This is a genomic window from Shigella sp. SIG3, from assembly GCF_053555855.1.
This window is the reverse complement of the sequence record NZ_JBQZXE010000031.1, coordinates 1-18837: the sequence shown is the minus strand read 5'-3', so window position 1 is coordinate 18837 and position 18837 is coordinate 1. Positions and strand designations below refer to the sequence as shown.

The following is an 18837-nucleotide window of genomic DNA, read 5'->3' as shown; positions in this document are numbered from 1 at the left end:
CTTCTCACCGCCGCCTTTTACGCATTCGAGTAACGTTCTGTCTCCGGCATCCAGCGTTCTATCAAGGCTTTTGCCTGTTGTGGGTAACGTTCGTGAATATGTCGCGCCAGGCGCTGAACTTCCGGGATCATCGCCTGATCGCGCAGTAAATCCGCCACTTTAAATTCAGCATTACCCGTCTGACGCGTGCCTAACAATTCGCCAGGGCCGCGAATCTCCAGATCTTTTTGCGCAATCACAAAACCGTCGTTACTGTCGCGCAGCACTTGCAGGCGAATTTGCGCCGTTTTAGAAAGCGGCGTTTTGTAGAGCAGCACGCAGTGAGAAGCCACCGCGCCACGACCTACGCGCCCACGCAGCTGGTGTAACTGCGCCAGACCCAGACGCTCAGGGTTTTCGATAATCATCAGGCTGGCGTTAGGCACATCAACACCGACTTCAATAACGGTAGTGGCAACCAGCAGATGTAGCTCACCTTGTTTAAACGACGCCATCACCGCCTGTTTCTCGGCTGGTTTCATCCGCCCGTGTACCAGGCCAACATTCAATTCTGGTAGCGCCAGTTTCAACTCTTCCCAGGTAGCTTCCGCCGCCTGCGCTTCCAGTAACTCTGACTCTTCAATCAACGTACAAACCCAGTACGCCTGACGACCTTCAGTTATGCAGGCGTGGCGCACGCGGTCAATGATGTCGGTACGGCGGGTATCAGGAATAGCGACCGTAGTCACTGGCGTGCGGCCTGGCGGCAGCTCATCTATCACCGAGGTATCGAGATCGGCATACGCCGTCATTGCCAGCGTGCGGGGGATCGGCGTGGCGGTCATGATCAACTGATGCGGATGGAAGCCCTGCTGCTGGCCTTTCTCCCACAATGCCAGACGCTGATGCACGCCAAAACGATGCTGTTCGTCGATAATCACCAGCGCCAGGCCGTTAAACTGCACCTGTTCCTGGAAGATGGCGTGTGTACCGACAATCATCTGCACCTGACCGCTGGCGATGGCTTCCTGCTGAGACAGTCGCGCTTTGCCTTTCTGCTTACCGGCGAGCCAGCCCACTTCGATACCGAGCGGTGCAAACCAGTTGCGGAAGTTATTGGCGTGCTGCTCGGCGAGTAATTCGGTTGGTGCCATCAGTGCCACCTGTTTGCCGTGGGCAATCGCACGCAGCGCGGCGAGGGCGGCGACCAGCGTTTTACCGGAACCTACATCGCCCTGTACCAGGCGCATCATCGGCACATCCAGCGCCATATCATGCTCGATCTCCGCCACTACGCGTGCCTGTGCGCCCGTTGGCTTGAACGGTAAGGCGGCGAGGAGTTTATTTTTCAGCGTGTCATTGGCGCTCAGCGGCTGGGCATGAAAACGCTGTGCTCCGGCACGTAAGGCTAACATGCTGAGGTTGTGCGCCAGCAGTTCTTCCAGAATCAGACGACGTTGCGCCGGATGCTGCCCGGTTTCCAGATCGCTAAGCTGTAGCGTCGGTGGCGGGCGGTGCAAAGTGCGCAACGCTTCCGGTAGCGTCATCATTCCTTGTGACAGTTCCGGCGGCAGGAGTTCTTCAATGGCGCAGGTGTCGAGCAGATCCAGCGCCTGGTCGGTTAATTTACGCAGCGTGGCCTGCTTTACGCCTTCCGTTGTTGGATAAACCGGCGTGAGCGTTTCCTGTAATTCTGGCGTGCTGAGATCGCCCTGCACGCGGTATTCCGGGTGGATCATCTCCGCACCATATTTACCGCGCTTTGCTTCGCCATAAGCCAGTACACGGCGGCCCGTCGCCAGGCTATTTTTCATTGCCGCGCTGAAATTGAAAAAGCGCATGGTGAGGATGCCGGAACCGTCGCTGATCTGGCAGGTCATCATCCGCCGACCGCCGAAGGAGATATTGCAGTTCAGCACTTCGCCTTCCACCGTGGCATAAACGCCCGGCAGTAGTTCTCCGATGGGGTAGAGATGGGTGCGATCTTCGTAGCGCAGGGGAAGGTGTAAGAGTAGATCCTGCACGGTATGCAGGTTGATTTTCGCCAGTTTGTTACTAAGTGCTGCGCCAACGCCCGTTAGGGAACTGAGTGGGACAGCATCTAACAGGCGACCTTTCATGGCACTTACCCTGCAGCCTGCATAGTAGCCCACCAGTCGGCATCAGCTTCGATCTCGCCTTGCTGATTGACGTGGGGATAAGGCAGGCCTTTGCGTTTTGCGACTTTCGCCAGCACCGGATAGCCGCCTTCAAACAACAGGCGTTGTTGCTCTGCTTCCGGCAACATGCTGTTTTCACGCAGGTACATGCCTGCATTTTGCCGCTGACGCTGGGCTTCGTAAAGAATGAGGGCTGAGGCAACGGAAACATTCAGCGACTGCACCATGCCGATCATCGGAATGATGATGTCCTGATCCGCCAGGGCCAATGCTTCCTGCGTGATGCCCGTTTTCTCCTGTCCCATCAAAATGCAGGTCGGGCGAGTGTAATCAATTTCGCGGAAATCGACAGCATTATCAGAAAGATGGGTTGCCAGAATCTGCATGCCCTGGCCTTTGAGATGAGCGACGGCATCGCCAATGGTGCGGTGTGTTTTCACCTGTACCCAGCTGTTACTACCCGCCGCTGCCGAAGCCATGGTGCGCATGCGGCTACCAGGCCAGACGGCGTGAACTTCATGTACGCCAACGGCATCTGCGGTACGAATAATCGCAGAAACGTTATGAGGTTTGTGGACCTGCTCCATGCAGACGGTCAGATCAGGCTGCCGCCTGGCGAGCATTTCGCAGATGCGTGCATAACGTGTTGGGTTCATAAAACATTAATTTCGGTTTCGGGTGACTTTAATCACGTCTGGCATCACGCGGATTTTGCGCATGATATTCGCCAGATGCACACGGTCACGAGCGGTCAGACGAATAAAGGCGCTGTAGACGCGACCATCTTTCTCTTCCGTATTCAAACTTTGAATATTCGAAGTCGTGGTGTTAATTGCCGCCGTCAGGTTTGCCAGCGCGCCCTGATGATTGAACATCTCCACCTTGATTTCGGTGATGAACTCCTGCGCCGTCTCTTTATCCCATTCCACAGCCATAAACTTCTCTGGCTCTTTCTGGTAGCCACGGATATTACGGCAGGATTCATGGTGGATCACCAGACCTTTACCGGGGCTGACGTGGGCGATAATCGGGTCGCCAGGAATAGGGCGGCAGCATTTCGCAAAGGTGATCAGCACGCCATCGGCACCTTTAATGGGCAGATGTCCGTGGCTTTGGGTTGCCGGTGGAATGGAGGCGTCCCCATGTTGCAGATTTTTCGCGACCACCACGCTCATTGCGTTACCAAGTCCGATTTCTGCCAGCAGATCGTCAAGCGTTGCCAGCTTCATGCGATCCAGCTCGCGCTGAATATTTTCCTGCGGGATTTCATTCAGCTTACGGCTACCACCCAAAGCATGGTTGAGCAGACGACGGCCCAGGCTTACAGAATCATCACGCTTGAGGTTTTTCAGCAACTGACGAATTTTGGCGCGCGCTTTTGAGCTAACGACAAAGTTCAGCCACGCGGCATTCGGGCGAGCGCCCGGTGCGGTAATGATTTCAACGGTTTGACCGCTGGTAAGCGGCTGCGACAGCGGGTAAGGCTGGCGGTCAACGCGTGCGCCCACGCAGGCATGACCGATATCGGTATGCACTGCATAAGCGAAGTCGACGGGCGTTGCACCGGCAGGCAGCTCGACAATTCGCCCTTCCGGTGTGAAAACGTAAATCTCATCCGGGAAGAGATCGGATTTAACGCTCTCGATAAATTCAAACGAACTACCGGCGCTCTGTTGCAGCTCCAGCAGGCTTTGCATCCAGCGCTGGGCGCGGATTTGCGCGGTGGTGCTGGTTTCGCCGTGCTCTTTATAAGCCCAGTGCGCGGCAACACCCATCTCCGCCATCTGATCCATATCTTCGGTACGGATCTGGACCTCAACCGGCACACCGTGCGGGCCGATCATCGAGGTGTGCAAAGACTGATAGCCGTTCGCTTTTGGAATGGCGATGTAGTCTTTCACGCGACCCGGACGCGGCTTGTACAGGCTATGCATTTGCCCGAGCACGCGATAACAGGTGTCGGAATCATTGACGATCACGCGGAAAGCGTAGATGTCCATGATTGAGTGAAAACGCTGCTCTTTGAGCACCATTTTGCAGTAAATCGAATAAAGATGCTTCTCGCGACCACTGACGCGGCAGGGAATTCCCGCTTCCTGCAAACGCCCTTCGATTTCCGAGAGGATTTTTTGGATCATCTCTTTACGGTTGCCGCGCGCGGCTTTCACCACTTCTTTGATTACGCGATAACGGTTGGGATACAGCGCCTCAAAACCCAGCTCTTCGAGTTCGGTTTTAATGTGGTGGATACCTAAACGGTGCGCCAGCGGGCTGTAAATTTCGAGAGTTTCACGGGCGATGCGGCGACGTTTGTCCGGGCGAAGTGAGCCCAGCGTGCGCATGTTGTGGGTACGGTCGGCAAGTTTGATGAGGATGACGCGGATATCCTGCACCATCGCCATAATCATCTTGCGAAAGTTTTCGGCCTGCGCCTCTTTCTTATCGCGGAACTTGAGTTTATCAAGTTTCGACACCCCCTCTACCAGCTCGGCGACGCTTTTACCAAAAAGCTGTTCCATATCCTGGTAGGTGGCGGGAGTATCTTCAATCACGTCATGCAGCAGCGCCGCCATCAGCGTTTCATAGTCGAGTTTCATCTCGGCCAGAATGCAGGCAACCGCTACCGGGTGCGTGATATAGGGTTCACCGCTTGAACGTGTTTGCCCCTCGTGAGCATCACGTGCAACGAGATACGCCTGCCGCAGACGCTTGATTTGGTCTTCCGGCAGGTAGGTTTGAATCAGTTGATTCAGGCTTTCAAACAGATACAAGGGCGACCCGCTTTGTGATTAACGACGACCTTCAGCAATAGCGGTAACGGCTTGTAATTCAGCGGCTTCCTGCTCTTGCTGTTCCTGGCGTTCGCGAACGTCGAGGATCTGGTTGTTGATCAGACCTTCTTCGATTTCGCGCAGCGCGATTACAGTGGTTTTATCGTTTTCTTCCGGTACCAGCGGATCCTTTCCGCCTACCTGCATCTGACGAGCGCGACGCGCGGCGACCAGTACCAGGTCAAAACGGTTACCAATTTTCTCTACAGCGTCCTGAACAGTTACGCGTGCCATACTTAAAAAGCTCCACAGGTGAAGAAATGACTGGGCATGATACTGAAATCAGGTTCAGTCTGCCAACAATTTGCTGATTAAAGCGTCATGACGCTGCTTTTGGCGGCTCATGCGCAGACGTTCGGCGCGAATAATGGTCTTCAAATCGGTCAACGCGGTATCGAAGTCATCATTCACAATCAGATAATCATATTCGGCGTAATGGCTCATTTCTGCAACAGCTTGCGCCATACGCTTTGCAATGACCTCTTCGCTGTCCTGACCGCGACCGCGTAGACGGCGGTCCAGTTCAATTTTGGACGGCGGTAAAATAAAGATACTCCGCGCGTGCGGCATCTTCTGGCGAATTTGCTGCGCGCCCTGCCAGTCGATATCGAGAAAAACATCGACACCGGTCGCCAGTACTTGCTCAATGGCCTCACGCGAAGTGCCATAGTAATTACCAAAAACTTCTGCGTGTTCGAGGAACGCATCTCTGCTAATCATTTCTTTAAATTCATCATGATTAACAAAGAAATAATGTTCACCGTGGACTTCACCAGGACGCGGTTGGCGTGTGGTGTGTGAAACAGAAACCTGGGTGTCATACAACGGTTGGGTTTTTAATAAAGCCTGAATCAGGCTGGATTTACCCGCGCCACTGGGGGCAGAAACAATATAAAGCGTGCCTTGAGCCATGAGTATCTTTCGTATGTGATTAGCGAAATAAAGCCTACATACGAGCTTATTATACACGGCGCGGCCATGTGACGTAGCCCTTGCTCACACTTTTTGCGCAAAGTTGTTGCGTTTTGCGTAGCTGTTTCCGCATTTGCCTGTGATTTACTGCAATAAAGACGATTCTCAGGAAGCGTCCTCGCAGACTCCGTTTTTGCCACTCGGCTTTGCCTTCACCACGTTGTATATCTGCCAGCCTGACTACAGCGGAGGTGAAGATGAAAGTATGGATGGCGATATTAATAAGTATCTTGTGCTGGCAATCATCTGTGTGGGCGGTCTGTCCGGCCTGGTCGCCAGCCAGAGCACAGGAAGAAATTTCCCGCCTGCAACAGCAAATAAAACAGTGGGACGATGACTACTGGAAGGAAAAAGTGAGGTGGAAGACGGTGTTTACGATCAGTTAAGCGCCCGTCTTACGCAGTGGCAACGCTGCTTTGTGAGCGAGCCCCGCGACGTGATGATGCCGCCTTTAAATGGTGCGGTTATGCATCCGGTTGCCCATACGGGTGTACGCAAAATGGCGGATAAAAACGCATTAAGTCTGTGGATGCGAGAACGTAGTGATCTTTGGGTGCAGCCAAAAGTTGATGGCGTTGCGGTAACCCTGGTTTATCGGGACGGGAAACTGAACAAAGCAATCAGTCGCGGTAATGGCCTGAAAGGCGAGGACTGGACGCAGAAAGTTAGCTTAATTTCCGCTGTGCCGCAAACCGTTAGCGGGCCTTTAGCCAATAGTACGCTTCAGGGGGAAATATTTCTCCAGCGCGAGGGGCATATCCAACAACAAATGGGGGGAATAAATGCCCGCGCAAAAGTTGCTGGCCTGATGATGCGCCAGGGGAATAGCGACACGCTAAACTCACTGGCTGTTTTTGTCTGGGCATGGCCGGATGGACCGCAGTTAATGACCGATCGTTTAAAGGAGCTGGCTACCGCAGGTTTTACTCTAACGCAGAGGTATACCCGTGCGGTTAAAAATGCTGATGAGGTTGCGCGCGTACGCAATGAGTGGTGGAAAGCGAAATTACCCTTCGTCACCGATGGCGTGGTTGTGCGAGGGGCTAAGGAACCCGAATCCCGTCATTGGCTACCGGGCCAGGCGGAGTGGCTGGTGGCCTGGAAATATCAACCTGTAGCTCAGGTTGCCGAAGTGAAGGCGATTCAGTTTGCGGTGGGTAAGAGCGGTAAAATATCGGTGGTTGCGTCACTCGCACCTGTCATGCTGGATGATAAAAAAGTCCAGCGGGTGAATATTGGTTCCGTCAGGCGCTGGCAGGAGTGGGATATTGCGCCTGGTGATCAGATCCTCGTCAGCCTTGGCGGTCAGGGTATTCCTCGCATTGATGATGTGGTCTGGCGCGGTGCAGAACGTACAAAACCGACACCACCAGAAAACCGCTTTAACTCGTTGACCTGCTACTTTGCTTCTGATGTTTGTCAGGAACAGTTCATTTCACGCTTAGTCTGGCTGGGGTCAAAACAGGTTCTCGGGCTGGATGGCATTGGTGAGGCCGGTTGGCGCGCGCTGCATCAGACTCATCGCTTTGAGCATATCTTTTCCTGGCTTTTATTAACGCCAGAGCAATTACAGAACACGCCGGGGATCGCGAAAAGTAAAAGTGCGCAGTTATGGCATCAGTTTAATCTGGCTCGTAACCAGCCTTTTACTCGCTGGGTGATGGCAATGGGAATACCGCTAACCCGGGCGGCGCTTAATGCCAGTGATGAACGATCCTGGTCGCAACTTTTATTTAGCACGGAGCAGTTCTGGCAGCAGCTGCCGGGGACTGGATCTGGGCGCGCCAGACAGGTTATTGAATGGAAGGAAAATGCGCAAATCAAGAAGCTGGGCAGTTGGCTGGCTGCCCAGCAGATCACAGGTTTTGAACCTTAGTGACCTTCGTGGCTGTAGTAAAAGACCGGTAATCCCAGCTTAAGACGTAGCGCCAGTAAACGAGCAAAAAAGCCGAATACCAGGGTGGAGATAATCACCACATCATGGTTAGAAACATAGTGTTGCAGCGCGATGTACAGCACGGCGGAGGCAAATGAGACACCGGCATACAACTCTTTTTGAAAGACCAGCGGAATGCGTTTACAGAACATATCGCGCAAAACGCCGCCAAATACACCGGTGGTTACCGCCGCGACAACGGCAATAATTGGGCCGTGCCCCATATCCAGTGCAACCTGTGCGCCGATGATAGAAAAGACCACCAGTCCGAGCGCATCGAGCACCAGAAACACTTTGCGCAGGTAAGGCATTACAGGAGCAACGATAGTGGTGAGTACTGCGGCGGTAGCGACGATAATCACATATTCCGGGTGTTTGACCCAGCCGAGCGGATAGTGGCCCAGCAGAATATCGCGCACTGACCCTCCGCCAATTGCGGTGGCGGTTGCAATAATAATTACGCCAAATGTATCCATGCGCCGTCGCCCGGCCGCCAGCGCCCCCGTCATGGCTTCGGCAGTAATGCCAACCAAATACAAAATGTGTAACAGCATGGTTCTCTCCCTAAAAATCTGTCTGGCAGGGTAGCGATTTGTGCGCATTGTCACGATTGATATTTTTTAAGGTGAGAGGAAATTGATAACTTTTAGTTATGTGAAATCGCTATTTTCTGTAGCGTAGATGCATTCTTCTGACTTCTTGTCTGAGAAAATGCATAAGAAAAAATAGGTTAAAACTGAGGGGGGAAAAGAAAGGTGCAATGTTTAGCCATTGTGTTCACTGCACCTGGACCTTGGCTTACGCATCGGGTGTCTCAATCAACAAAAAGAGTTTTTCGTTTCTGCTATTTCTTCTCTGTAATTTTTACACTGTTTTCCAACTGCTTGATGCTGACCTGCGGGGTCGGCAACTCCTCAGGCATGGTTCCGCCAAGTTCCTGAATGGTTTGCCTCACCTTGCTACCCACGTCAAAGTGTGTGGTATTAGCTTGCTGTTTTGAATTCACGCTATCCCGCTTGAGTTTTTCTTCTGTTTGGGTAGCTCGAAAGAGATTAGCCGCCAGTTCTGTTGAACCCATATGATCCAGGATCTTCTGACTCTTTTTCAGCCCCTTCAGTTGGTGGATGGCTTTCTGATCTAATCCACCATACAGCCCCTGGTAACCATGATTCTGAAATATGGCGAAATCAGTAGCTGTCGCTACCCCAGCTTGCTGTGCTGCCTCAACCAATTGTTTGTTATGTTCTTTCAACTCATTTCTCAGAAACAGACGCTTTTCGTCTTCACGAAGTTGCTTAAATGCTTCATCGTCAGCAAGCTCCTGCCGTCGGGTCTGGATAGTAAAATAAGTCTGCCCTGCCGCAATGACCGGTTTCGCGGGGTCGCCGTTTTGTACTACCAGGTAACAGGCATAGCGGGAGAGTACGATGTCTTTTAATGCTCTTTTGGCATTTGAGCCAATTTTGACCATATCGAGGATCTCCTCGAAATGGTCATCAATTGTGTGACCACTGTTCTCACAGGCCTCTTTGGCGCGCGTTAATACAGGTATAAAGTGACGATACTCTGAATAACCCAGTAGTTTCCCAAGTTGTCTTGCTGACCATTGTTCTGCTCCGTTTGCATTAATCAGTTTTATCTCTTCAAAAGGTTGATGATGTTCGTTCATTGCCCACTCCATGTGATATCGATTGCAAAGAAAGTAAATCTGTAACTGTATTTATATACAGTTGTGAGTATCTCACGTTCTCAGTGTGCTGGGCAAAAAAACATCGCAAAATCTGGAGCAGGCACGCAAAACAGAATTGAAGTTGCGGGGAAGAAAAATGCCGCTCTGTTTGAGTGGGCGGCATTTGTGAAGGCTGAAAAGTCAGAATTGGTGTTACGAGTTACTCAATATTCTGAATCTGCTCGCGCATCTGCTCAATCAACACTTTCAGCTCGATGGCGGAGTTTGTCACTTCGGCATTGATAGATTTCGACGCAAGAGTGTTCGACTCACGGTTGAACTCCTGCATCATAAAGTCCAGACGACGACCAACCGCTTCTTTTTTCTTCAGAATGTTGTACGTCTCTTTAACATGCGCTTCGAGGCGGTCCAGCTCTTCGGCAACGTCAATTCGTTGTGCCAGCAGAACCAACTCCTGCTCCAGACGGTTGTTTTCCAACTGAACCTGAGCATCTTCCAGCTTCGCGACCAGACGCTCACGCTGCCATTGCAGAATTTCCGGCATATGGGCGCGGACTTTGACCACTTCGGCGGTGACGCCTTCCAGACGCTGCTCGATCAATGCTTTCAGTGCCTGACCTTCGGTTTCGCGCGCGACGATAAAGTCGTCCAGCGTACCATCCAACGCCGCGAGAATTTCAGCGGCAATCGCGTCGAGATCCTGCTCCTGGGCTGCCATCACGCCCGGCCAGCGTAGAATATCAACCGGGTTGATTTCCCCTTCGTCACTCTGCATTTTTACCCAGTTCGCGGCAGTTACCAGCTGTTTAGCCAGTTTTTCATTGAGGATCAGCTCACCTTGTGCGCTAACATCTGGCTCATAGCGCAGGGTACATTCCACTTTACCGCGCGTCAGGCGAGAACGAATACGCTCGCGAACGACAGGTTCAAGGCTACGGAACTGCTCCGGCAGACGAAAGTAAGTTTCCAGATAACGCTGGTTTACCGAGCGCATTTCCCAGGTTGCGCTCCCCCATTCACCCTTGATTTCACGCCGGGCGTAGGCGGTCATACTGCGGATCATAGACGTTCCTGTTTATAAAAGGAGAGGTGGAAGGATTATAGCCATCGATGCCTTGTCAGGATAGGAATAACCGCCGGAAGTCCGTATAATGCGCAGCCACATTTGTTTCAAGCCGGAGATTTCAATATGCGTCCAGCAGGCCGTAGCAATAATCAGGTGCGTCCCGTTACCCTGACTCGTAACTATACAAAACATGCAGAAGGCTCGGTGCTGGTCGAATTTGGCGATACCAAAGTATTGTGTACCGCCTCTATTGAAGAAGGCGTGCCGCGCTTCCTGAAAGGTCAGGGCCAGGGCTGGATCACCGCAGAGTACGGCATGCTGCCACGTTCTACCCACACCCGTAACGCTCGTGAAGCGGCGAAAGGTAAGCAGGGTGGACGCACAATGGAAATCCAGCGTCTGATCGCCCGTGCTCTTCGCGCGGCAGTAGATTTGAAAGCGCTGGGTGAGTTCACCATTACGCTGGACTGCGACGTGCTTCAGGCTGATGGTGGCACTCGTACCGCGTCGATTACGGGTGCCTGCGTGGCGCTGGCAGATGCGCTACAGAAGCTGGTGGAAAACGGCAAGCTGAAAACCAACCCGATGAAAGGGATGGTAGCCGCAGTTTCTGTCGGTATTGTAAACGGTGAAGCAATTTGCGATCTGGAATACGTTGAAGACTCAGCCGCAGAGACCGACATGAACGTAGTGATGACCGAAGACGGGCGCATCATTGAAGTGCAGGGGACGGCAGAAGGCGAGCCGTTCACCCATGAAGAGCTACTCACCTTGTTGGCGCTGGCCCGAGGGGGAATCGAATCCATTGTAGCGACGCAGAAGGCGGCGCTGGCAAACTGATTTTTAAGGCGACTGATGAGTCGCCTTTTTTTTGTCTGTAGAAAAGTAAGATGAGGAGCGAAGGCATGAAACCATATCAGCGCCAGTTTATTGAATTTGCGCTTAGCAAGCAGGTGTTAAAGTTTGGCGAGTTTACGCTGAAATCCGGGCGCAAAAGCCCCTATTTCTTCAACGCCGGGCTGTTTAATACCGGGCGCGATCTGGCACTGTTAGGCCGTTTTTACGCTGAAGCGTTGGTGGATTCCGGCATTGAGTTCGATCTGCTGTTTGGCCCTGCTTACAAAGGGATCCCGATTGCCACCACAACCGCTGTGGCACTGGCGGAGCATCACGACCTGGACCTGCCGTACTGCTTTAACCGCAAAGAAGCAAAAGACCACGGTGAAGGCGGCAATCTGGTTGGTAGCGCGTTACAAGGACGCGTAATGCTGGTAGATGATGTGATCACCGCCGGAACGGCGATTCGCGAGTCGATGGAGATTATTCAGGCCAATGGCGCGACGCTTGCTGGCGTGTTGATTTCGCTCGATCGTCAGGAACGCGGGCGCGGCGAGATTTCGGCGATTCAGGAAGTTGAGCGTGATTACAACTGCAAAGTGATCTCTATCATCACCCTGAAAGATCTGATTGCCTATCTGGAAGAGAAGCCGGAAATGGCGGAACATCTGGCGGCGGTTAAGGCCTATCGCGAAGAGTTTGGCGTTTAAAGAAACTCGCCGGATGAAAAGTCATCCGGCGTCATATTACTGCAACTGCGCGGCAATTAGCGGCCAGCGGGCGTCAAAATCATCCGTCGGGCGGTATTTAAATTCGCTGCGGACAAAACGTGACAGCATACCTTCACAGAAGGCCAGGATCTGGCTTGCCAGCAGGGTTTCATCGGTGGTGTAACCTTCACCCTCACGCATTCTCTTTTCACGCAATACCTGGCGCAGCTGCGCTTCAATACGCTCGAACAGCTGGTTGATGCGCCCTTGCAGGCGATCCTGTTCAAACATTAGCGCATGACCAGTGAGGATGCGGGTCAGGCCAGGATTACGCTCACCAAAACCGAGAAGCAGCAACACAATCAGACGCAGGCGCGCTGTGGTGTCTTTCTCATCTTTCAGAATCAGGTTGATGCGAGTAATCAGGCTATCTTCGATAAACTCAATCAGGCTATCGAACATGCGGGTCTTACTGGGGAAGTGGCGATACAGTGCCGCTTCGGAAACGCCGACAGAGGCGGCCAGTTTTGCCGTCGTGATACGTTGGCTTCCATCGCTGGATTCCAGCATCAGCGCCAGAGACTGAAGTATTTCCTCGCGACGGTTCCTTTTCGCAGTTTGTTTTTCTGCCATGTTACAAAATACCCCTGAAAATAAGCACTTGCCAGGCGGCACCCACGCTATGACCGCAAACGAAATGTTTGCGGCTATGTTATGACGTTATTCGGATGCGTATGTGTTACTGACGACCAGAGTGACCAAAGCCGCCTTCACCGCGGTCGGTGGCGTCGAAATCTTCCACCAGATTAAATTCAGCCTGTACTACCGGAACAAAAATCATCTGGGCGATGCGTTCGCCAGGTTGAATGGTGAAGCTGTCCTGACCACGGTTCCACACGGAAATCATCAACTGGCCCTGATAGTCGGAATCGATCAATCCTACCAGGTTACCAAGCACGATACCGTGCTTATGTCCCAATCCGGAGCGCGGCAGCATCATTGCCGCCAGTGAAGGATCGGCAATATGAATCGCCAGCCCGGTCGGAACCAGCGTAGTGTCACCCGGAGCCAGTTCTACGGCGTCGTCGAGACAGGCACGCAGGTCAAGTCCGGCAGAGCCAGAGGTGGCATAAGTCGGGAGCGGAAATTCCTTCCCAACGCGCGGGTCCAGAATCTTAACGTCGATTTTTTTCATCATAACGGGTCACGATCTCGTCGAGTAATAATTGGCCAAGGAGCTCTTTGCGCTCAAGCGGTAAGACTTTATCTCCGTCCTGCCAGAAAAGGTGTAATGCGTTGTTGTCGCTGTTAAATCCTTGAGTTGGCTGGGAAACATCGTTCGCGCAGATCAGATCAAGGTTTTTACGGATACGTTTTTGCCGGGCGTATTCTTCCACATTATTTGTTTCGGCGGCAAATCCAACGACGTAGGGTCGATGGTCTTTTAGTGCGGCAACGCCTGCGACGATATCGGGGTTTTTAACCATTTTTATTGTTAATTCATCACCCTGCGTGGCCTGCTTTTTGATTTTTTCTGGGGCCACGGTAGCTGCGCGATAATCCGCCACGGCGGCGCAACCGATAAAAATATTTTGCTGCTGTACAGAAGCATTCACGGCGGCTTCCATTTCCAGCGCGGTCATCACATCAACACGTTTAACAAACGGTGGCGTCGGTAGTGAAACTGGACCTGATACCAGCGTGACGTTCGCGCCACGACGGGCAGCAGCGGCGGCGATAGCAAAACCCATCTTGCCGGAGCTGTGATTAGAGATATAACGCACCGGATCGAGCGGTTCACGCGTCGGACCGGCGGTAATCATAATGTTCAGATGTTTCAGGTCGTTGACGGGCGAAAAATGCGCCACCGCCATATCCACAATGGTTAACGGATCGAGCATTCGTCCAGGACCGATATCACCACAAGCCTGACTGCCACTGTCTGGCCCCCAGATGAGCAAACCACGGGAAGCAAGCACCTCTAAATTATGCTGCGTGGCAGCGGCACGGTACATCTGCTGGTTCATGGCGGGGAGCACGGCTACAGGCGCAGGTGTAGCCAGACAAATCGTCGATACCAGGTCATTCGCCATTCCGGCAGCAACACGGGCAATCAAATCTGCCGTGGCAGGGGCGAGAATCACTAAATCAGCCCATTTACCCAGCTCAATATGGCCCATAGCTGCTTCGGCTGCCGGGTCAAGCAGACTGTCGGAAACGGGATAACCAGAAACCGCCTGCAAGCTAAGTGGGGTGATAAAGGCTTTTGCCGCTTCGGTCATGGCTACGCGGACGTCGGCCCCGCGATCGCGCAAACGACGCACCAGTTCAGGGGTTTTATAGGCAGCAATACCGCCGCTAACGCCGAGAACGATTTTTTTACCGGCCAGGCTCATGATGATTTTTCCTGTTGGGTGACACCAGAAGTTGGCGATTTTATCACAATACTTTTGTTGTCGTGCCTTCACCTGAGATTCACTTTGCGAGGCTCTTTCCAGGATTGAAAACTGGCCGTCGATTTAACGGAACGGCTATGACAGGATGCGAGCACCACAAAGGAGGTGAAGGTGAAAAACAATGCACAGCTGTTGATGCCGCGCGAAAAAATGCTGAAGTTTGGTATTAGCGCCTTAACGGATGTCGAGCTGCTGGCGCTATTTCTGCGTACCGGAACGCGCGGTAAAGATGTATTAACCCTGGCAAAAGAGATGCTGGAGAATTTCGGCTCTCTTTATGGCTTGTTAACCTCTGAATATGAACAATTTAGTGGTGTTCATGGAATTGGCGTAGCGAAATTTGCCCAGTTAAAGGGGATTGCTGAACTGGCGCGACGTTACTACAACGTGCGGATGCGTGAAGAAAGCCCTTTACTCAGCCCGGAGATGACGCGGGAATTTTTACAAAGCCAGCTCACGGGTGAGGAGCGGGAGATCTTTATGGTGATCTTTCTCGACTCACAACACCGGGTTATAACGCATAGCCGTCTTTTTTCCGGCACGCTAAACCATGTTGAAGTCCATCCTCGGGAAATTATCCGCTAAGCGATAAAAATAAACGCCTCGGCGCTGATCCTTGCACATAATCACCCTTCGGGTTGTGCTGAACCCAGTAAAGCGGATAAACTCATTACTGAACGGATAATAAAGAGTTGTCAGTTCATGGATTTACGCGTGCTCGACCATATCGTGATTGGGCGTGGAGAGTATGTTTCTTTTGCCGAACGCGGCTGGATTTAACCCGCTATGCGCGATCCTTCGGGATCTTTGTCTGTTCGGGACTTGAGCACATCGCTGAGTCAGCGTATACTACGCCACCTTTGAGAATCTCGGGTTTGGCATTTGGGCCTGGCAATCGAGAGTTCACATAGAACTGCGATGACCGGGCTGTAAAGCCTGACGAGGCGCCAATACCCCATACGAAGCTCGAGCTAATTTGATTTTTGGAGAATAGACATGTCCCGAGTCTGCCAAGTTACTGGCAAGCGTCCGGTGACCGGTAACAACCGTTCCCACGCACTGAACGCGACTAAACGCCGTTTCCTGCCGAACCTGCACTCTCACCGTTTCTGGGTTGAGAGCGAGAAGCGTTTTGTCACCCTGCGTGTATCTGCTAAAGGTATGCGTGTAATCGATAAAAAAGGCATCGATACAGTTCTGGCTGAACTGCGTGCCCGTGGCGAAAAGTACTAAGTACTTAGAGGAAATAAATCATGGCTAAAGGTATTCGTGAGAAAATCAAGCTGGTTTCTTCTGCTGGTACTGGTCACTTCTATACCACTACGAAGAACAAACGTACTAAGCCGGAAAAACTGGAACTGAAAAAATTCGATCCAGTTGTTCGTCAGCACGTGATCTACAAAGAAGCGAAAATCAAATAATTCTCGCTTTGATGTAACGAAAAACCTCGCTCCGGCGGGGTTTTTTGTTATCTGCTTGCCCCCATATTGATTGCATCTGTTCATTCCTGGAGATGCTATGCCTGAATTACCCGAAGTTGAAACCAGCCGTCGCGGCATAGAACCGAATCTCGTTGGTGCAACCATTCTTCATGCGGTGGTGCGCAACGGACGCTTGCGCTGGCCGGTTTCAGAAGAGATCTACCGATTAAGCGATCAACCAGTGCTTAGCGTGCAGCGGCGGGCTAAATATCTGCTGCTGGAGCTGCCTGAGGGCTGGATTATCATTCATTTGGGGATGTCTGGCAGCCTGCGCATCCTTCCAGAAGAACTTCCCCCTGAAAAGCATGACCATGTGGATTTGGTGATGAGCAACGGTAAAGTGCTGCGCTACACCGATCCGCGCCGCTTTGGTGCCTGGCTGTGGACCAAAGAGCTGGAAGGGCATAATGTGCTGGCCCATCTTGGACCGGAGCCGCTTAGCGACGATTTCAATGGTGAGTATCTGCATCAGAAGTGCGCGAAGAAAAAAACGGCGATTAAACCGTGGCTGATGGATAACAAGCTGGTGGTAGGGGTAGGGAATATCTATGCCAGCGAATCACTGTTTGCGGCGGGGATCCATCCGGATCGGCTGGCGTCATCACTGTCGCTGGCAGAGTGTGAATTGTTAGCTCGGGTGATTAAAGCGGTGTTGCTGCGTTCGATTGAGCAGGGTGGTACAACGCTGAAAGATTTTCTGCAAAGTGATGGTAAACCGGGCTATTTCGCGCAGGAATTGCAGGTTTACGGGCGAAAAGGTGAGCCGTGTCGGGTGTGCGGTACGCCGATTGTGGCGACTAAACATGCGCAGCGGGCAACGTTTTATTGTCGGCAGTGCCAGAAGTAATTCATGCGAGCCGGATGGCATACCATCCGGCATAAACGCTACGCTAATTTTGCCATCAGCGCCTGATGGACATTCTCCGGCAGGAAATGGGTGACATCGCCCTGATGGCGCGCCACCTCTTTCACCAACGATGAAGAGATAAACGACCACTCTTTCGACGGCATCAGAAACACACTTTCCAGTTCTGGCATTAAGTGGCGATTCATATGCGCCAGCTGCATTTCATATTCAAAATCCGCCACCGCACGCAGGCCACGAATCAGCACCGTAGCGTGTTGATTACGGGCGAAGTTCGCCATCAAATCACTAAACCCGACCACTTCCACGTTCCCCAGATGCGCGGTTGCCTGCTGTGCCAGTGCCACACGCTCTTCCAGGGTAAACATCGGTTTTTTACTGGGGCTGGCGGCAATCGCCAGAATAACGTGATCGAACATCTGCGTGGCGCGCGTCACGATATCGATATGACCATTGGTAATGGGATCGAAAGTACCCGGATAAATCGCCCGTTTTTGCATAACAACCTCAATGCGTTTTCGGTGGCAGGTAAGGTTCCAGCAGTTGAAGCAGACGCTGTAGCGCGCCCTGGTTTTGATACAGTACTTCAACGGCATGACGGCCATAGAAACTACGGTAAACGGCGTCGGTGAGTAAAGAGGAAACCTCTTTTGCAAGCGTAGTGGCATCGGTAACGGTAATAAGCCCGCTTGCCTGCTCCAGCCGCGCGCAAATGTCTTTAAAGTTAAAAGTATGCGGCCCCATCAATACCGGAATAGCGTGTGCGGCAGCTTCCAGCGGATTATGCCCACCACGTTCAACCAGTGAACCGCCAACAAAGGCGAGATCGGCAATGCCGTACAGTAACATCAACTCGCCCATCGTATCGCCAACCACAACCTGCGTGCTGGTGGAGGGGACTTCCCCTGAAGAGCGTGTGATATAGCTTAGTCCAGCCTGGCGGACAAGGTTAATCGCATCCGGGAAGCGTTCTGGATGACGGGGTACCAGGATGAGCAATAAATTCGGGAATTGCTGTAACAATGCCTGATGTGCGGCAATGACCACGCTCTCTTCACCTTCGTGAGTGCTGGTGGCAATCCATACCGGGCGGTGTGGTGCCCATTGGCGGCGTAGCGTCACGGCTTTAGCAGCCAACTGCGGAGTTACAGAAATATCGAATTTCAGGCTACCGGTAACGGTTACCTGGTTATTTTTTGCGCCCAGCGCCACAAAACGTGCACCATCTTCTTCATTTTGCGCAGCAATCAGCGTAATACGACGCAGCAAGCGGCGGACGAATTTACCCAGTTTGGCATAACCTGCGGCCGAGCGGGCAGAGAGTCGCGCGTTAGCGATCACCAGCGGAATTTTACGTTTATGTAGCGCCGCAATCAGGTTAGGCCATAGTTCGGTTTCCATAATCAACACCAGTTTGGGGTCGACTTTATTCAGGAAACGGTTGAGCGCATCGGGCAGGTCATACGGCAGATAAACGTGCTGAACATCCTTCCCGAAAGCCGATTGTACGCGCTCCGAACCGGTTGGCGTCATGGTTGTAACGGTAATCGGTAAATCAGGATAACGATGACGCAGCGCGCGCACCAACGGGATCGCCGCCAGAGTTTCACCGACGGAGACGGAGTGCAGCATAATGCCGCCTGGTTTTAGCGGATGGCGGTAAAAACCGTAACGTTCACCCCAGCGTTTTCGATAGGCCGGAGCCTTACGTCCGCGCACCCAGAGCCGTATCCAGATCAGCGGCTGAATAAGGTAGAGAAGGGCGGTGTAAAGCAATTCGAGCATAGTAAATAGCTGACTTATGGATGTGCTGGGGATTCTATGTATTTAGCTGTGGCTTTACCATTACTTTTCC

The 18837-nt window shown here is 52.4% G+C and carries 19 protein-coding genes and 2 pseudogenes; 8 read left to right on the top strand and 13 right to left on the bottom strand.

Annotated features, from left to right (window positions below):
- Window positions 1-17: 17 nt before the first annotated feature.
- From recG to gmk, 5 genes are read right to left on the bottom strand one after another with little or no spacing between them, the layout of a single operon-like run.
- Window positions 18-2099 (bottom strand): ATP-dependent DNA helicase RecG, encoded by a 2082-nt coding sequence (recG, locus tag ACUU1I_RS08315; protein ID WP_000678442.1) that lies wholly within the window; start codon window positions 2097-2099, stop codon window positions 18-20.
- Between the two features lie 5 nt (window positions 2100-2104).
- Complete coding sequence (trmH, locus tag ACUU1I_RS08310) at window positions 2105-2794, bottom strand: tRNA (guanosine(18)-2'-O)-methyltransferase TrmH (protein WP_001070177.1); 690 nt, start codon at window positions 2792-2794, stop codon at window positions 2105-2107.
- Between the two features lie 6 nt (window positions 2795-2800).
- Window positions 2801-4909 (bottom strand): bifunctional GTP diphosphokinase/guanosine-3',5'-bis pyrophosphate 3'-pyrophosphohydrolase, encoded by a 2109-nt coding sequence (spoT, locus tag ACUU1I_RS08305; protein WP_000280488.1) that lies wholly within the window; start codon window positions 4907-4909, stop codon window positions 2801-2803.
- Window positions 4910-4927: 18 nt separating this feature from the next.
- Entirely contained in the window at window positions 4928-5203 is a 276-nt protein-coding gene (rpoZ, locus tag ACUU1I_RS08300; protein ID WP_000135058.1) for a DNA-directed RNA polymerase subunit omega, read from the bottom strand.
- A gap of 54 nt (window positions 5204-5257) precedes the next feature.
- The gene (gene gmk / locus ACUU1I_RS08295) at window positions 5258-5881 is read right to left on the bottom strand and encodes a guanylate kinase (RefSeq protein WP_001295237.1); all 624 of its coding nucleotides are present in this window, start codon (window positions 5879-5881) and stop codon (window positions 5258-5260) included.
- Between the two features lie 139 nt (window positions 5882-6020).
- Between gmk and ACUU1I_RS08290 the strand changes: the two genes are divergently transcribed.
- Together ACUU1I_RS08290 and ligB are read left to right on the top strand one after the other, a co-directional pair.
- The gene (locus ACUU1I_RS08290; RefSeq protein ID WP_000638625.1) at window positions 6021-6278 is read left to right on the top strand and encodes a hypothetical protein; all 258 of its coding nucleotides are present in this window, start codon (window positions 6021-6023) and stop codon (window positions 6276-6278) included.
- Window positions 6190-7817, top strand: a pseudogene (gene ligB, locus ACUU1I_RS08285) (NAD-dependent DNA ligase LigB). Before ACUU1I_RS08290 ends, ligB begins: the two are co-directional and overlap by 89 nt.
- On the opposite strand, the gene ACUU1I_RS08280 reads toward ligB, so the two are convergent.
- The 3 genes from ACUU1I_RS08280 to ACUU1I_RS08270 form a co-directional block, all read right to left on the bottom strand.
- Window positions 7814-8431 carry a trimeric intracellular cation channel family protein gene (locus ACUU1I_RS08280; RefSeq protein ID WP_000924289.1) on the bottom strand — a complete coding sequence of 206 codons (618 nt, stop codon included), beginning with the start codon at window positions 8429-8431 and terminating at the stop codon, window positions 7814-7816. The pseudogene ligB and the gene ACUU1I_RS08280 overlap by 4 nt on opposite strands.
- Window positions 8432-8721: 290 nt before the next feature.
- Window positions 8722-9546 (bottom strand): DNA damage-inducible protein D, encoded by an 825-nt coding sequence (dinD, locus tag ACUU1I_RS08275; RefSeq protein WP_005071853.1) that lies wholly within the window; start codon window positions 9544-9546, stop codon window positions 8722-8724.
- Window positions 9547-9766: 220 nt separating this feature from the next.
- Window positions 9767-10630: a YicC/YloC family endoribonuclease gene (locus ACUU1I_RS08270; RefSeq protein ID WP_000621336.1), complete on the bottom strand. Its 864-nt coding sequence runs from the start codon at window positions 10628-10630 to the stop codon at window positions 9767-9769.
- 126 nt (window positions 10631-10756) lie between these two features.
- Here ACUU1I_RS08270 and rph point away from each other — a divergent pair, with 126 nt between their 5' ends.
- Window positions 10757-11473, top strand: coding sequence for a ribonuclease PH (gene rph / locus ACUU1I_RS08265; RefSeq protein WP_001247089.1), 717 nt, complete (start codon window positions 10757-10759; stop codon window positions 11471-11473).
- A gap of 65 nt (window positions 11474-11538) precedes the next feature.
- Window positions 11539-12180 carry an orotate phosphoribosyltransferase gene (gene pyrE / locus ACUU1I_RS08260; RefSeq protein WP_000806177.1) on the top strand — a complete coding sequence of 214 codons (642 nt, stop codon included), beginning with the start codon at window positions 11539-11541 and terminating at the stop codon, window positions 12178-12180.
- 36 nt (window positions 12181-12216) lie between these two features.
- Here the strand turns inward: pyrE and slmA are convergent, their stop codons facing one another.
- The 3 genes from slmA to coaBC form a co-directional block, all read right to left on the bottom strand.
- Window positions 12217-12813 carry a nucleoid occlusion factor SlmA gene (slmA, locus tag ACUU1I_RS08255; RefSeq protein ID WP_000818601.1) on the bottom strand — a complete coding sequence of 199 codons (597 nt, stop codon included), beginning with the start codon at window positions 12811-12813 and terminating at the stop codon, window positions 12217-12219.
- 106 nt (window positions 12814-12919) lie between these two features.
- Window positions 12920-13378, bottom strand: a complete 459-nt coding sequence (gene dut, locus ACUU1I_RS08250) for a dUTP diphosphatase (protein ID WP_000976070.1) — start codon at window positions 13376-13378, stop codon at window positions 12920-12922.
- On the bottom strand, window positions 13356-14576 hold the full coding sequence (coaBC, locus tag ACUU1I_RS08245) for a bifunctional phosphopantothenoylcysteine decarboxylase/phosphopantothenate--cysteine ligase CoaBC (RefSeq protein WP_000050139.1): 1221 nt from the start codon (window positions 14574-14576) through the stop codon (window positions 13356-13358). The genes dut and coaBC overlap by 23 nt, the downstream gene beginning before the upstream one ends.
- A gap of 171 nt (window positions 14577-14747) precedes the next feature.
- Between coaBC and radC the strand changes: the two are divergent.
- The 4 genes and pseudogenes from radC to mutM all read left to right on the top strand — a co-directional run bounded on the left by radC (window position 14748) and on the right by mutM (window position 16964).
- Window positions 14748-15416 (top strand): annotated as a pseudogene (gene radC / locus ACUU1I_RS08240) (RadC family protein).
- A 216-nt stretch (window positions 15417-15632) separates the two neighbouring features.
- Window positions 15633-15869 carry a 50S ribosomal protein L28 gene (gene rpmB, locus ACUU1I_RS08235; RefSeq protein ID WP_000091955.1) on the top strand — a complete coding sequence of 79 codons (237 nt, stop codon included), beginning with the start codon at window positions 15633-15635 and terminating at the stop codon, window positions 15867-15869.
- A 20-nt stretch (window positions 15870-15889) separates the two neighbouring features.
- Window positions 15890-16057, top strand: a complete 168-nt coding sequence (rpmG, locus tag ACUU1I_RS08230) for a 50S ribosomal protein L33 (RefSeq protein WP_001051798.1) — start codon at window positions 15890-15892, stop codon at window positions 16055-16057.
- A 97-nt stretch (window positions 16058-16154) separates the two neighbouring features.
- On the top strand, window positions 16155-16964 hold the full coding sequence (gene mutM, locus ACUU1I_RS08225) for a bifunctional DNA-formamidopyrimidine glycosylase/DNA-(apurinic or apyrimidinic site) lyase (RefSeq protein WP_001114555.1): 810 nt from the start codon (window positions 16155-16157) through the stop codon (window positions 16962-16964).
- Between the two features lie 38 nt (window positions 16965-17002).
- Here the strand turns inward: mutM and coaD are convergent, their stop codons facing one another.
- Window positions 17003-17482, bottom strand: a complete 480-nt coding sequence (gene coaD / locus ACUU1I_RS08220; protein WP_001171866.1) for a pantetheine-phosphate adenylyltransferase — start codon at window positions 17480-17482, stop codon at window positions 17003-17005.
- 7 nt (window positions 17483-17489) lie between these two features.
- The gene (gene waaA / locus ACUU1I_RS08215; RefSeq protein ID WP_000891565.1) at window positions 17490-18767 is read right to left on the bottom strand and encodes a lipid IV(A) 3-deoxy-D-manno-octulosonic acid transferase; all 1278 of its coding nucleotides are present in this window, start codon (window positions 18765-18767) and stop codon (window positions 17490-17492) included.
- Between the last annotated feature and the right edge of the window lie 70 nt (window positions 18768-18837).